The sequence below is a fragment of the Solirubrobacter phytolaccae genome, assembly GCF_027587195.1.
In the GTDB taxonomy this organism is placed as follows: Bacteria; Actinomycetota; Thermoleophilia; order Solirubrobacterales; family Solirubrobacteraceae; genus Solirubrobacter; species Solirubrobacter phytolaccae.
This window is the reverse complement of the sequence record NZ_JAPDDP010000006.1, coordinates 117,378-131,177: the sequence shown is the minus strand read 5'-3', so window position 1 is coordinate 131,177 and position 13,800 is coordinate 117,378. Positions and strand designations below refer to the sequence as shown.

General features: G+C 71.7%; 12 protein-coding genes and 2 tRNA genes. 3 read left to right on the top strand and 11 right to left on the bottom strand.

What is annotated here, in order from left to right:
* Position 1: 1 nt before the first annotated feature.
* Positions 2–160, top strand: a complete 159-nt coding sequence (locus OJ997_RS05240) for a hypothetical protein (protein WP_270023990.1) — start codon at positions 2–4, stop codon at positions 158–160.
* Here OJ997_RS05240 and hemW read toward each other — a convergent pair.
* The 5 genes from hemW to OJ997_RS05215 all read right to left on the bottom strand — a co-directional run bounded on the left by hemW (position 157) and on the right by OJ997_RS05215 (position 3,900).
* Positions 157–1,371: a radical SAM family heme chaperone HemW gene (gene hemW, locus OJ997_RS05235; protein WP_270023989.1), complete on the bottom strand. Its 1,215-nt coding sequence runs from the start codon at positions 1,369–1,371 to the stop codon at positions 157–159. The two genes, OJ997_RS05240 and hemW, sit on opposite strands and share 4 nt — an antisense overlap.
* Positions 1,372–1,397: 26 nt before the next feature.
* Positions 1,398–1,469 (bottom strand) — tRNA-Glu (locus OJ997_RS05230).
* 18 nt (positions 1,470–1,487) lie between these two features.
* Complete coding sequence (locus OJ997_RS05225) at positions 1,488–2,234, bottom strand: SDR family oxidoreductase (RefSeq protein ID WP_270023988.1); 747 nt, start codon at positions 2,232–2,234, stop codon at positions 1,488–1,490.
* On the bottom strand, positions 2,234–2,566 hold the full coding sequence (locus tag OJ997_RS05220) for a hypothetical protein (protein ID WP_270023987.1): 333 nt from the start codon (positions 2,564–2,566) through the stop codon (positions 2,234–2,236). The genes OJ997_RS05225 and OJ997_RS05220 overlap by 1 nt, the downstream gene beginning before the upstream one ends.
* 8 nt (positions 2,567–2,574) lie before the next feature.
* The gene (locus OJ997_RS05215) at positions 2,575–3,900 is read right to left on the bottom strand and encodes a hypothetical protein (RefSeq protein ID WP_270023986.1); all 1,326 of its coding nucleotides are present in this window, start codon (positions 3,898–3,900) and stop codon (positions 2,575–2,577) included.
* A gap of 161 nt (positions 3,901–4,061) precedes the next feature.
* Between OJ997_RS05215 and OJ997_RS05210 the strand changes: the two genes are divergently transcribed.
* Positions 4,062–4,135 (top strand) — tRNA-Val (locus tag OJ997_RS05210).
* A gap of 8 nt (positions 4,136–4,143) precedes the next feature.
* Here the strand turns inward: OJ997_RS05210 and OJ997_RS05205 are convergent.
* The 5 genes from OJ997_RS05205 to OJ997_RS37370 form a co-directional block, all read right to left on the bottom strand.
* Positions 4,144–5,832 carry a TGL-type protein-glutamine gamma-glutamyltransferase gene (locus tag OJ997_RS05205; RefSeq protein ID WP_270023985.1) on the bottom strand — a complete coding sequence of 563 codons (1,689 nt, stop codon included), beginning with the start codon at positions 5,830–5,832 and terminating at the stop codon, positions 4,144–4,146.
* 102 nt (positions 5,833–5,934) lie between these two features.
* Positions 5,935–6,744, bottom strand: coding sequence for a hypothetical protein (locus tag OJ997_RS05200; protein WP_270023984.1), 810 nt, complete (start codon positions 6,742–6,744; stop codon positions 5,935–5,937).
* Between the two features lie 198 nt (positions 6,745–6,942).
* Positions 6,943–7,587 (bottom strand): ArsR/SmtB family transcription factor, encoded by a 645-nt coding sequence (locus OJ997_RS05195; RefSeq protein ID WP_270023983.1) that lies wholly within the window; start codon positions 7,585–7,587, stop codon positions 6,943–6,945.
* On the bottom strand, positions 7,580–8,404 hold the full coding sequence (locus OJ997_RS05190) for an alpha/beta fold hydrolase (RefSeq protein WP_270023981.1): 825 nt from the start codon (positions 8,402–8,404) through the stop codon (positions 7,580–7,582). The genes OJ997_RS05195 and OJ997_RS05190 overlap by 8 nt, the downstream gene beginning before the upstream one ends.
* A 27-nt stretch (positions 8,405–8,431) precedes the next feature.
* Positions 8,432–9,658, bottom strand: coding sequence for an NAD-binding protein (locus OJ997_RS37370; protein ID WP_270023980.1), 1,227 nt, complete (start codon positions 9,656–9,658; stop codon positions 8,432–8,434).
* A 130-nt stretch (positions 9,659–9,788) separates the two neighbouring features.
* On the opposite strand from OJ997_RS37370, the gene OJ997_RS05180 reads away from it, so the two are divergent.
* Positions 9,789–12,344 carry a Xaa-Pro dipeptidyl-peptidase gene (locus OJ997_RS05180; protein WP_270023979.1) on the top strand — a complete coding sequence of 852 codons (2,556 nt, stop codon included), beginning with the start codon at positions 9,789–9,791 and terminating at the stop codon, positions 12,342–12,344.
* Here the strand turns inward: OJ997_RS05180 and OJ997_RS05175 are convergent.
* Positions 12,319–13,791 (bottom strand): MFS transporter, encoded by a 1,473-nt coding sequence (locus OJ997_RS05175; protein WP_270023978.1) that lies wholly within the window; start codon positions 13,789–13,791, stop codon positions 12,319–12,321. The two genes, OJ997_RS05180 and OJ997_RS05175, sit on opposite strands and share 26 nt — an antisense overlap.
* Between the last annotated feature and the right edge of the window lie 9 nt (positions 13,792–13,800).

The window sequence follows — 13,800 nt, the reverse complement described above, 5'->3', positions numbered from 1 at the left end:
CATGTTCTACGAAATCTGGGGCTGGGTCTCCATCATCCTCGGCCTGGCCATGTGCGCGGTGATCATCTACTTCCTCGCGAAGAAGGACGACGACCGCGCCAAGGAAGAGGCCGCGCGCGAGTACTTCGACGCGCACGGTCACTGGCCTGACGAGGCCTAAGCGGCGAGGTCGATCGTGACGGGGTCGGCGAGCAGCCGGCCACGGAGCGTGAGCACGGCCCGGCCGGCCGCGTGGTCGTCCGGTTCGAGGAGTCCTTCGGCGAGGTGGCGCGTGGCCGCGGTCCGGCCTTGCCGGGTGAGCTGGTCGAGCGCCACGCCGGACCGGAGTCGCAACCCGAGCATCACGCGCTCGAGCCGGACCTCCTCGCTGCCGGGCAGCTCACGCGCCGCGGCGGGTGACGTGCCGGCCTGCAGGCGCTCGCTCCAGGCCTTCGGGTGCAGCACGTTCCACCACCGCACGCCGCCGACGTGGCTGTGCGCGCCGGGCCCCGCGCCCCACCAGTCGTCGCCGCCCCAGTAGCCGAGGTTGTGCCGGCACCAGGCTGCCTCGCTCGTCGCCCACGAGCACGTCTCGTACCAGTGCATCCCGGCTTCCGCGAGCACCCGTTCCGCCGTCTCGAAGCGGTCCACGATCACGGCCTCGCCCGGGGTGACCAGCTCGCCGCGGCGCACCTGCGCCGCGAGCCGCGTTCCGGGCTCGACGATCAGCGAGTACGTCGACAGGTGATCGGGCTCCGCGCTCAATGCCGCGTCGAGCGAAGTCCGCCAGTCCTCAGCGGTCTCGCCCGGCGTCCCGTAGATCAGGTCCAGGCTGACCTGCTCGAACCCGGCGGCCCGCGCCTCCACGACGGCCTGCTGCGGCCGCCCGGGCGAGTGCGCGCGCTCGAGCGTCGCCAGCACGCGCGGCACCGCGCTCTGCATTCCCAGCGACAGCCGCGTGAAGCCCGCCTCGCGGAGCGCTGTCAGCTTCGCCGGGCCAACCGACTCCGGATTGGCCTCGGTCGTGACCTCCGCCCCCGGCTCGAGGCCGAACCGCTCCTCGATCCGCCGCAGGATCCGGATCAGCTCCTCCGCGGCCAGCAGCGACGGCGTGCCGCCGCCGAAGAACACGGTGCTCACGCGCGGCCGCGCCTCACCGAGCACCTTCGCCGCGAGGTCGATCTCCGCCAGCACCGCGCTCACGTACCCGCTCGCCTGCTCGGCCCCCTGCTCGCCGGGCACGTACGTGTTGAAGTCGCAATAGCCGCAGCGCGAAGCGCAGAACGGCACGTGCACGTAGAACCCGAACGGCCGCGTCCCGACACCGGCGAGCGCGCTGTCCGGGAGCTCGCCGTCGGCGGGCGCGGGATCTCCTGCGGGTAGACGAGCCACGGACCGTCGAGTCTAGGCCTCGGCAGTACCCCCAACGGGAATCGAACCCGTGCTACAAGCGTGAAAGGCTCGCGTGCTAACCGCTACACCATGGGGGCGCGGGGAGAGATTCTAGGTCAGACGCTTCGGGTGAGTCCGCCGTCGACCAGAATCGCCGTGCCGTTGATGTACGCGGCGGGCTCCGAGCACAGGAAGACGGCGGCCGCGGCGAGCTCTTCGACGGTGCCGAGGCGGCCCGCCGGGATGGTCTTCTTGGCGTCCTCGCGGGCGGCTTCGAGGGAGCCGGCGGTGTCGATCATGCGGTCGGTCGCGATCTTGCCCGGGTGCACGTGGTTGAACGTCAGGCCGTGGGCGGCGTGCTGGCGGGCGAGGACCTTGAACGCGGCGACGAGGCCGGGGCGGTGGGCGTTGGAGAGCTGGAGGGCGTCGATCGGCTCGCGCACGGCCATCGAGCCGACGGCGACGACGCGCCCGAAGCCGCGCTCGCGCATGCCGGGGACGAGGCGCTGGAGGATCGCCATCGGCGAGAGCAGGAGCGTGCGCTGGGCCGCTTCCCACTGCTCACGCGTGAAGGCGAGCGGGTCGCCGGCGGGCGGGCCGCCGGTGTTGGCGACGTAGATGTCGATCGGGCCGAGGTCGGCCTCGACCGCGTCGATGAGGCCCGGGACCGCGTCGAGGTCGTCGGAGTCGAACGCGTAGCCGCAGCCGCCGATCTCGCCCGCGACCTGCTCGGCGCGTTCGGTCGAGCGGGAGGTGACCGCGACCCTCGCGCCCTCGGCGGAGAGCGCGTCGGCGATGCCGCGGCCGATGCCCTTCGAGCCGGCCGTGACCAGCGCGGCCTTGCCTGCGAGCCCGAGATCCATCACGCCACCGCCAGTCGTCGAGAGCGAGCGAGTCGGCCGCACCAGATCGCGAAGATCGCCACCGCGAGCGGCGCGCCGAGCCAGTGCTGGTCGAGCAGCACGCCGATCAGGCTCGGGATGCCGGCGAGGGCCGCGCCCGCGAGCACGGGGAGGAGCGGGAGCTTGAGGACCGCGCCGGTGAAGAGCGCGCACACCGCCCACGCGCCCGGGCCGGCGAGCCAGCCCCAGGACACGAAGAACTCCCGATCCAGCGTCACCGACAACGTGAGCGCCACGACTCCGAGCGTCAGCGCCTGAAGCAGCGCCGCGCGCCACACGACCGACCCTTCCATGCCGGCCATCATGGCACGAGCGAGACGCGCTCCCGAAAGTCCGGCCAGATCGGCTCGAGCGGACCGCCACAGTCGCCGTAGAGCACGCACCAGACCCACCACGCGGGGTCGAACGGGTCCGGCGGCTCGGGGGTCTCGGTCGGCTCGGGCTCGGGCGAGGGCGTCTCGGTCGCCACGGGGGTGGGGGTCGCGACGGGCGTCTCCGTCGGCGTGGCGGTCGGGGCGGGTGTGGCGGTGGCCGTCGGTGACGCGGTCGCCGTGGGCGTCGCCGTCGGCTCGGGGGTGGTCGTTGCGGTCGCGGTGGGAGTCGGTGCCGGCGTTGCGGTCGTGGTCGGCGTGGCGGTGGCCGTCGCGGAAGGCGTCGGCGTCGCGGTCGCCGTCGGGGTCGCCGAGGGCGTCGGGGTGCTCGTCGCCGTGGCGGTCGGGCTCGCCGTCGTGGTGGCGGTGGCCGTCGGTGACGCCGTGCTGGTGGCCGTGGGCGTCGCGGTCGGGGTCGGGCTCGCCGTGCGCGTCGGGCTCGGCGCCGGCGTCTTCGTCGCCGTCGGGGTCGCGGTGGGCGTCTTGGTCGCGGTCGGCGTGGCGGTCTTCGCCGGGCTCGGCGTCGACTCGGCCGCCCGCCCGGCCGGCGTCGACCTCGCCGGCACCGTCGGCATCGGCGCCGGTCCGGGCGTCGTCGACGGGGCGGGCTGGGTGGAGCTCTGGGCCGGGTCGCCGGTCACGACCGGCGGGGCGTCGGGCGGCGGCGCCGGTGGCGTGCGGTCGCGGGCCGCGGTCTTGATCAGCGAGCAGGCCTGGCGGTGCTGGGCCGGTGTCGGGTCGTACTCGTAGATCGCGTAGTCCTTCACGGACTCGATCCGCGCGTAGCGGGAGCACCACGCGTAGGCCTCGGCGAACCACTCGGCCAGCGGGCGGGTCCCGCTCCACCAGCGCGTGTGCGGCCGGCGCATGATCTTGCGGAACCGTCCGCGATCCGTGTTCGAGAAGACGGTCAGGTCATAGACATGCCCGAGCTCGTGCAGCAGGACGGCCCGCGGCTGCTTGATGCCGGGCTTGACGTAGATCACGCGCGGCTGGCGCGTGTACACGCAGCCGGCCATCCGCGGGAGTCCCGGACACCCGGTCAGCCGCAGCGTCACCTGCCCCGTGACGGTCGGGACGAGCGCGTGCGTCGCCCAGCTCTGCCATTGGCCGGAAAGTGGCCCACCACTCGGGTCGACGAGCCGGACGGCGCCCTTCGCGGCGAGCGGCGCCGCCGACGCGGAACGCAGGAACGGCAGGCCGAGAAGCACGGACAGGCCTGCGAGTACGACGATCGGGGCGAGTCGCCGCAACACCAGTACGGGGGTGTACCAGAGGGGGCCCGTGCGTGTCGCCGCCTGTATGGCCGTTCGGCCTACAGCGGGTGGGCCGCGCTGACCGGTTCGAGCCCCTCGGTCGAGATCGGACAGGCGAGGTCTATCCTGGCCCCCGGTTTCGCCGCCCGCGCGAAACCCAGGGGCGGTTAGCTCAGTTGGTCAGAGCGCCTGCCTTACAAGCAGGAGGTCGCGCGTTCGAGCCGCGCACCGCCCACTCCCCGCTCAGCCGACGTTGGTGTCGGCGAGCTCGCCGATCTTGTCCGGAGACAGGAGCTGCTCGCCCCAGCTCTGGAATCCGCCGCCGGTGATCGCGAGCTTGGAGACGTCGTCGGTGTTCGGGAAGCTGACGGTGTCGCCCTGCTTGAGCGGCACGCCGCTCTTCTCCGAGACGGCGCCGAACGTGGCCTGGTTGAGGCCGCGCACCGCGCTGACCAGCTGGCCCGCCAGGCGCAGGCCGAACTGCTTGCAGTAGAGGTCGGTGTAGCTGTAGAGCGAGAGCTTCTTGGCGTTCCCCAGCGTCAGAGTCACAGCGCCCTTGGTGGGCGCCGTCCACGTGCCTTCCGCGGTGACGGCCGGACCGGGTGACGGCGTGTTCACGCTCCGGGACACGCTGATGGTCTTCAGGAGGTCCTGGGGCGTCACCGGCTGGACGAGGTTCCCGCGGCTGACGATGATCCGCCGCAGCTTCTCGCGTGCCTGGGCGAGCCGGTCGCCCTCCAGGCCGGGTTGCTCGCGCTCGAAGCTCCATGCGCGTTCGATGAGCTCCACGTCCCGCTCGGTCAGCACGAGCTCGCCGATCGATGCCAGGTCGCCGAGCGTGGGCAGGACCAGCGACCAGTCCCCCGGGCTGCGGTTGAGGATCTTGGTGATCTCGGCCGCGGAGGGCGGCCTGCGGAAGTCCGTGGCGAAGAACACGGCGAGCTCGGTCTCCGTCTTGTTCTCTACGCCGAACCCGGTGAACCGCTGGACCTGGTTCCCGTCGCGCCCGATGTAGATCGCGTTCTCGCCGCCCCAGATGCCGTCGGGGTGGCGGAGGGAGTACTTCGGGTGGTTCGCGAGGTAGTACCAGCCGCCGACCCGCGCCGGACGGTCGCCGGGCGCGCTGACGACGTTGCCCTGGAGATCTTGCGTCAGCTCGTTTGCCTCGTCGTCGTCGCTCACGTCGAGCGTCGGCGCCTCCAGGTAGGTCATGAGCGGGTTGTTGCGGTCCATGTCCTTCTGGAGCTTGAGCCGCTCGACCTCCGCGGTCGCCTGGTCCGCGCGGCCGAAGCGCCGGTCGAACCGCTGGTCGCCGACCGCGCGCAGGATCGAGTTGTAGAGCGCGGCCTGCGCCGCCGTCTGGCACTCGACGACCGTGATGCCCGGCCCCGGTTCGAGGAAGGCGCGCAGGGCCTGCGACGCGCTCTTGCGCTCGTTCAGCGTCCACGTGAACGGCTTGGTCCGGGTGAAGAACGCGGGGTTGGCGTACCCGTTGGCCGGGTCGTCGAGGGTCCCGAGTAGGTCGTTGTGATGCGCGACGGCGTTGTGGTGGTACATGACGCGGCCCTGGTTGAGCGCGTCCATCGTGTCCACGGTCGACTTCGCCGTCTGCTCCTTGAGCGTCCCGCGGAGCTCGCCGATGCGGTTGCCCAGCGCGTCGCGGTCGCCGACCTCCTCGGTGTAGACCCCGTGGTCGAGCTTCCACAGCGCGTCCTTCGCGGCGCCGAGCGAGTCGATCGCCTCGATGTCGACCGGCTCGCCTTTCTCGTCCTTCATCCGCTGCAGCGCGCGGGCGGTTGCGGCGTTCCCCGCCGTGCGCTGGAGCGTGCGCACGAGCTCGGGCGAGAGCGTCGACCAGTCGGGCGCCGGCGGTGGCGCCGGCCGCGCGGGGCGTACCGCCACCGACTCCTCGTGCGGGGCGTGCGTGTTCATGGCGTCAACGCCACGCTACAGGAAACCAAAGCGAGTGGCGAGAACTACATGATGGTGCATCGTCTCGCGTGGGCCACGGGCGTCCGAGGCCCACGCGGGAGATCAGCGCTTGCCGAGGAGCGTGTTCAGCAGCGCGGTGAGGTGCGCGGCGAGATCCGGCGCCTTCGGGGCGGCGGCGGTGGTCGGCTGGGTCGCCGCGGCCGGCTGCGTCGGCGTCGGGCTCGTCGTGGCGGCGGGCTGCGTCGTGCTGGCCGGTGCCGGCGAGGTCGTCGCCGCGGGCTGCGTGCTCGTGGTGGTGGCCGGCGTCGTGGCTGCGGACACGACCGTCGCGACCGGTGCCGTGACCGCGGCGACCGTCGTCGTCACCGCCGCGGCGACGCGCGTCGTGGCCGTGGTCGCGCTCGCGCTCGCGTTGCGCTGGTAGGCGGCGAGCGCGTCGAGCACGTACTGCTGGCCGAACTCGTGCTTGGACTGCGGCTTGTAGGCCCAGGCGGTGGCGGCGGTCGAGGCGGTCGTGGTCTCGCTCGGCGCCTCGACGACCTCGGCCGGCGTCGGGGCGGCCGTCTTGTAGCGGAGGGCCGCGTTGCGCAGGGACGTCGTGACGCGGTCGGACTGGGTGACCTGCTTGCGGTCCTCGACCGGGTCGAAGCCGCGGCGGTCGATCTTCTCCACGTCGACGAGCTGGTCGAGCGTGCGGTTCATCGTCGCGCCGGCCTTCAGGCGCATCGCGACCTCGAAGTCCTGCTGGGTCAGCTTCGGGGTGGCGGGACGGGTCGGGGCGGCGGTCTTGATCGTCGCGGTCTCGGCCACGACGGTCGTGCGCTCGCGCTCCGGTTCGGTCTGGCGCTTGGGAGCGCCGGCCCAGTCGGTCCACTGGGTGGCGCCGGTGGCGCCCTGGACGTTGATGCTCATAACGGCTCCTGATCGGGCTCTCGCCCTGGGGAGGGGACAGGGGCCGTATCGGGCAGCCAGATGACCGAATCGGGGTCCAGGGACGGATGTTCGACTAGACAGGGAAGCTGGCGCGAACAGCTGTCATTCACCTGGACTAGTCCCGTCGTGTTCCGGACCGCTCCGACCGGGTGGACGAGCGCTCCACCAGCGGGAGCGTCAGCGTTCGTCGCCGGCGATCATCCGCTCGAGCCGGCCGTCCACGACCGTCACCTCACGCCCGTCCCCGGCACGCTCGATCCAGCCCCGCTCGAACAACGCGGCGGCGAGCGCGTCGCCGAGCGCGCCGGCCAGGTGCGGCGCGTGCTCGGTCGCGTCCAGGCACTCGAACGCCAGTCGTTGGCGGCCGATCTCGACCGACTCGACGCCGAGCGACCGCAGCTCGTCCTCGCGCACGACGGTGACCACGCCGTCTTCGCCCGCCACCAGCGCGCCCCGCGCGACGAGCCACCGGTAGAGCGAGACGCCGAGCGGCCCGCCGAGGTGCCCGTAACACGTGCGCGACACGCGCGGCCGCGCGCTCGCCGGCGCCGGCCCCGCGCCGACCACGCGATCGAGCCACGGCAGCACCAGGTCCACGCCCGCCGTCAACGCGTACACGGACGAGCGGCCCTCGCGCGCCACCGACACGAGCCCCGCCGACCGCAGCACCCGCAGCGCCGCCGACACGTCCGGGAGCGACGCGTCGAGCTCGGCCGCCAGCGCGCTCACCGGCGCCGGCCCGACGTGCCCGAGCCGGTCGACCACGCGCAGCCGCAGCGGATGCCCGAGCGCCTTCAACACCGCGACCCGCGCGTCACTCACGCATGAACCCCGCGATCGCGTCCGCGAGCGCATCCGGCGCGTCCTCGGCCATGTGGTGCCCGGAGTCGAGCTTGACGCCCCGCACCGGCCCGGTCAGCCACTCGCGCCACACCGCGACCGGGTCGCCGTGCAGCTCCTCCAGGTCGTCATGCGCGCTCCAGCCGACCAGCGTCGGACACGAGGCAAGTCGCCCCGCCGCGAAGTCCGCCTCCTCGTCGGCCCGATCCACCTGCGGCCCCGCCCGATAGTCGCCGACCATCGCCGCCACCACCTCCGGATTCGTCACGGCCGCCTTCCAGTCCGCGTAGTTCTCCGCACCCATCGCCTCCGGGTCCGCGTTCCGGTACCAGGCCAGAGGATCGCGCGAGATCCACTCCTCCGCCGGCTTGTCCTCCTGCAGGAAGAAGAACCAGTGCCAGTACGCGGCCGCGAACTTCGCGTCGCACGTGCCCAGCGCGTGCGCGATCGGGACGCCGTCCAGGACCACCAGCCGTTCGGCGCCGTGCGACACCGCGAGCCGGTGCGCGACGTACGAGCCCCGGTCGTGGCCGACGGCGCAGTACGGCCCGAATCGCTCCATCAGCTCGGCCACCGCGCTCGCCATCGCCCGCTTGGAGTAGGACGCGATCCGCGACTCCCCATACCCCGGCAGGTCCGGGCAGACGACGGTGAACCCGTCCGCGATCAGCCGCGGTGCGACCCGCCACCACGTCGTGTGCGTCCGCGGGTGCCCGTGCAGCAGCAGCACGACCGGCCCGGCTCCGCCCCACCGGAAGCGCAGTCGCGCGCCCGAGACCTCGGCGACCTCCAACGTCATCTCATCCATAGTTGGGGAATTACCCAACTATGAGCGCGCCAACTCGGCCACGTCCATCTCGCGCCCGAGCGCAAGGCCCGCGATGTGCTTGCCGGCGAGCTGATGCACGTCGACGACGTGCCCGATCCGTTCGAGCGACGCCGTCTCGTCCGCGACGTCGCCGTCCCCCGCGCGCAGCAGCACGCGCAGGTCCTCGTCGGCAGCGCGCGCGGCCATCGCGGCCTCGATGTTGTTCAGGTCGTCCGGCGTGACGGCCGCCAGGCAGAGCGCCCGCTCCAAGGACAGCTTCCGGAGCATCGCCGGGTTCGCGCCGCGCCCGATCACCACCGGCAGCTTCGCCCGCCGCGCGAACCCGACGTTCTCGCCGTCCGCCTTGGTGTCCACCGCGACCACGTTCACGCCGCACTCGCGCAGGAGCAGGCACAGCCGCAGCCCGACTTGCCCGAGCCCGACGACCACGACGTGATCGCGCCGCGGCACCGCCCGCCGGCCGATCAACCCGGTCAAGGACGAGTCGACGAGCCGGTTGATCAGCCCGCCCGTGAAGCACGCCGCGCTCAGCAACGTCAGGACCATCGAGGCCACGATCGCGCCCTTGAACCACTTCGGCCCGTCGTCCACGGCGGCGTTCGGGCCGACCGTCGCCAGCGACTTGGTGGAGCCGTAGAGCGCGTCGATCGCGCCCTGCTCGAGCACGATCATCGACCCGACCCACTCGAAGGCCAGCATCGCCGCCAGCCCGATCGAGCCGTAGAAGAGCAGCCCGGCCGAGCGGTCGTAGGGCGCGAACACGGCCTCGACCAGCGCGCGCAGCTTGCGCGCACGCGTGTCCGGCAGCGGGACCTCCTCGAGCGAGTCGTCCAGCCCGACCCACCCAGAAGCGGAGTGACGCACCGCGACGATGTCTGGATCCAGACATGGCCCGGCGAGCAAGGGCGCCACGATGTCGGCCACCGAGGTGACCGTGCAGTGCGGGATCGTGCGCTCGACCTGCCGGGTGATCGCGGGATCGAAGATCGTCACCACGAGCGGGAGCTCCTCGTCCAGATGGCGCACGAGCAGGGCCATCCGCAGCGGGAACGCATCCTCGCGCGAAGCCGCGCAGGCCACGTCGTAGCGGGCGGATCGCATGGCCGACTGGACCGCCTCGTCGTCGGGCTCGTCGATCCAGTCGACGGTCGCCCCGGCGGCCTCCAGTGCGACCCGAACTTCCTTGGCGAGGTCGCCTCCACCCATCAAGAGCACGCGCTTCACGCGCGGACCCTATACAGGTGTGGAGAGATCTCCGCACGCCACCCGTCCATTGGCAGTTGCGGGCGGCGCGTTCCCCCAACAGACTCAAGCGTCTCTAGCTGGGTCGACGAGAGGGGTCGAGGGAATGGATTTGGGCAAGCGTCTCGCGAAGGCGAGCGCGTTCACGGTTACAGCGGCGCTCGCGGGCATCGTTGCGACCAGCTCCGCGGGAGCGTCACCGCTGCCGCCGAAGACGAGCGCCGCGGCCGTCGCAATGTCGGCGCCCGCGCAGGCGGCGCCCGCGCCTGCCGTCCCGACGTTCGTCAACGGCATGTCGCAGCCCGTCTTCGCGCCGAGCGCGGTGAACTGGGTCAACGAGGATCTCTGGGTCGAGCTCGACGTCGACACCGACGGCGACGGCAAGAAGGACCGCGTCCACACCGACGTGTCCCGCCCGACCGAGACCAACACGGACGGCCTGAAGGTCCCCGTGATCTTCGAGGACAGCCCGTACTACGCGGGTGGCCCGAACCAGGACAACTGGGCTGTGGATCACGAGCTCGGCGTCCCGCCGGCGATGCGTGCGCTGCCCGCCGCGTTCAACGGCCGCGCCCACACCTCGACGATCTCGACCATCTGCGAGGTCGCGAGCAACAGCTGCGCGAACTGGGTGCAGCGCGGGTACGCCGTCGTGCACGCCGAATCGCCCGGCTCGGGCTCCTCGACGGGCTGCCCGAACTCCGGCGCCCCGATCGAGACGCAGGGCGCGACCGGCGTCATCGAGTGGCTCAACGGCAAGCGCAAGGCCTTCACGTCGCGTGACGGCAACGTCGAGGCCGCGCCGGTCACCTGGCACAACGGCAACACGGCGATGATGGGCACCTCCTACAACGGCACGCTGCCGATCGCGGCCGCGTCGACCGGCGTCGAGGGCCTGAAGGCGATCGTCCCGATCTCCGCGATCTCCGACTGGTACGACTACTACCGCGCCAACGGCGCCGTGAAGGCTCCGGGCGGCTACCAGGGCGAGGACCTCGACGTCCTGACCGAGTACGTGTACACGCGCTGGGACGAGAACCCGCCGAACACGCGCTCCATCTGCCGTCCGCTGATCGAGCAGCTGAAGATCGACCAGGACCGCAAGACCGGCGACCGCTCGGCCTTCTGGGACGCGCGCGACTACATGAAGGACGTTCGCGCCGGCAAGCTGAAGGCCGCGACGCTGATCGCCCACGGCGGCAATGACTTCAACGTCATGACCAAGCACGCCACCCAGCTCTACGCCGAGCTCAAGAAGCAGAACATCCCGCACCAGTTCTACTTCCACCAGGGCGGCCACGGCGGCGCGCCGCCGGACTACCTGCTGAACCTGTGGTTCACGAAGTACCTGTGGAACCAGGACAACGGCGTGCAGAACCAGCCGAAGTCGTACGTCGTGCGTGAGACCACCGCGTGCCCGCCGCGTCAGTCGACGACGACGGTCGCGGCGCCCAACGCCAGCACGACGCTGACCGTCGCGGACGCTTCGCCGTTCCGCGTCGGCCAGACGCTGACGATCCCGCAGCTGAACACGACCGGGACGGTCACGAACACCACGCGCGTGATCACCAACATCGCCGGCAACACGCTCACGCTGGCCTCCGCGTTCGCGACGGGCGCCGGCCAGACGGTCGCCTCCGGCGCGGTCGTGAACCTCGTGTGCGGCAACGCGAACCCGACCGAGTACCCCGAGTGGCCCGACGTCGCCGCGGGTGACGCGGTGCTCAAGCCGACCACGGGCGGCCTGACGCGCGGCGGCCTCACCGTCGCGGGCGCCACGACCGGCTCCGAGACGCTCGTCGACGACGCCCGCCAGCCGGCCGCGACGCTCATGAACGCCGCGACCGACGACTCGCGCCTGCTCTACGTGACGCCGCCGCTCACGAAGGACATCCGCATCTCCGGTACGCCGAAGATCAAGATCAAGGCCGCGTTCAGCAAGGCCAAGGCCAACCTGACCGCGATCCTCGTCTCGCTGCCGGCGACCGGCAACGGCTCGATCCTCACGCGTGGCTGGATCGATCCCGAGAACCGCAACTCGGACTACGTGACCGACCCGATCACGCCCGGCACGTTCTACGACTACAGCTTCGAGCTCATGGGCAAGGACGCTGTCGTGGCCGCGGGCCGCCGGATCGGCCTGATGGTCCTGTCGAGCGACAACGAGTTCTCGATCCGCCCGGCCCCGGGCACCGAGGTGTCGGTCGACCTGGCCGGCACCGCGTTCTCGCTCCCGGTCGTCGGCGGGGCGAAGGCCTTCGCCAACGCCACCGGTGGCGATCTGGACCAGGAGGACGGGACCGTCGGTGGGAGCGTTCCTGCGACGCTCGCCCTGACGCTGGGCACGCCGGCCTCGTTCGGCGCGTTCACGCCGGGCGTCGCCAAGGAGTACACGGCCACGACCGAGGCCACCGTCACCAGCACCGCCGGCAACGCGACGCTGACGGTCGCCGACCCGAGCACCACCGCCACGGGTCACCTCGTCAACGGCGCCTTCTCGCTGCCGCAGCCCCTCCAGGGCCTCGGCACCGTGAAGACGTGGAGCGCGCCCACCTCGAGCGAGAAGGTCAACGTGACCTTCAAGCAGGCCATCGGGGACAAGGACGCGCTGCGCACCGGGTCTTACTCGAAGACCCTCACGTTCACGCTGTCGACGACGCAGCCGTAGTCGTCTGGGAATCGGCCCGCCGGAACCTTCCGGCGGGCCGGTCGCCCACGCTCGTCGCCTCCCGCACCAGCAGGAACAGGATCACCGCGCCGCCGATCAGCGCGGCGTCCACGAAGACGGCGGCGGACCAGCCGCCGGTCGCGTCGCGCAGCGCGCCGCTCACGGCGGGCGAGAGCACGGCGCCGATCTCCCCGATCAGGTTGTTCATGCCGAACGCCGCGCCGTGATGCTCCGGGGCCGCGATGTCGGCCAGCATCGCGTGCGCGATCGGCTGCATGGCGTTGAAGAACGTGCTCGCGGAGAACAGCAGGCCGGCCATCAGCCACACGTTCGCCGCGCCTGCCGCGACGACGAAGCCGAAGATCACGGTCAGCACGCACTGGGCGGCGGTGAAGCCGACCACGAGCGGCTTGCGGCCGATCCCCCGGCGCACCGCGACGTCCGACAGCCAGCCGCCGGTCGGGAAGCCGAGGATGCCCGCGCCGGCGTTGAACGCGGCGATCATCGCGCTGCGGCCGAACGACGAGCCGGCGGCGTCGGCGACGATCGACACCGACCAGAAGCTGAAGAACCATAGGTTCCACAGCACCGCGATGAACGCCAGGTTGATCAGCACCAGGTCGCGGTTCTGGAGCACCGCGCCCATCTCGGTCTGGCGGCGCGAGAAGACGAACGCGACGAGACCGAGCGCGAGCCCGACCTCGAGGATCGCGATCCACAGGTCGCTCAGCCCCGCGGCGTCCCCGACGAAGTACACGCCCATGACCGCCGCGAGGCCGACGGCGGAGTAGGCGAGCAGGTGCAGGGTGGCGCGGGCGTAGGGGAGCCCGCGCTCCTGACGGCGGAAGTACGCGGCGGTCGCGATCCCGACCACGAGCGTCGCCGCGCCGAGAATCAGGAACGGCATCCGCCAGGCGTCCTCGCCGTCGCTGAACACGCTGCCGCCGAGCTCGATCATGTTCGGCGCGAACACGGTCGCGATCGTGATGCCGAGCGCGAGGCCGGTGATGACGACGCCCATGCCGAGGCTGCGCTTCTCCTGGGGCGTCTCGGCGGCGATCAGGCTGCGGTCGTTGGAGTAGAACGCGCCCTCGCCGAGGCCCGTGAGCACGCGGATGGCGATGAACGCGACGAGGCCGGTGATGAAGCCGCTGAGCATCGTCGCGATGCCGGCCCAGATGAGGCTGATGGTGATGATCGTGCGGTGCCCGTACTTGTCGCCGAGGTAGCCGCCGGGGAACTGGGTGAGCATGTAGCCGGCGAAGAACAGGCCGCCGATCAGGCCGCCGAGCGCGTACCGGTTCTCAGTGGCGGAGAGGAACCCGACCTTGTTCTCGATCATCCAGGTGACCACCGGGCCGGTGAGGGCGCGGTCGGCGGCGCTGACGGTCCAGCCGAGCAGCAGGAAGATCCACAGGGTGCGATATGCGGGCCAGGCTCTCCTCATTGGAGCCGA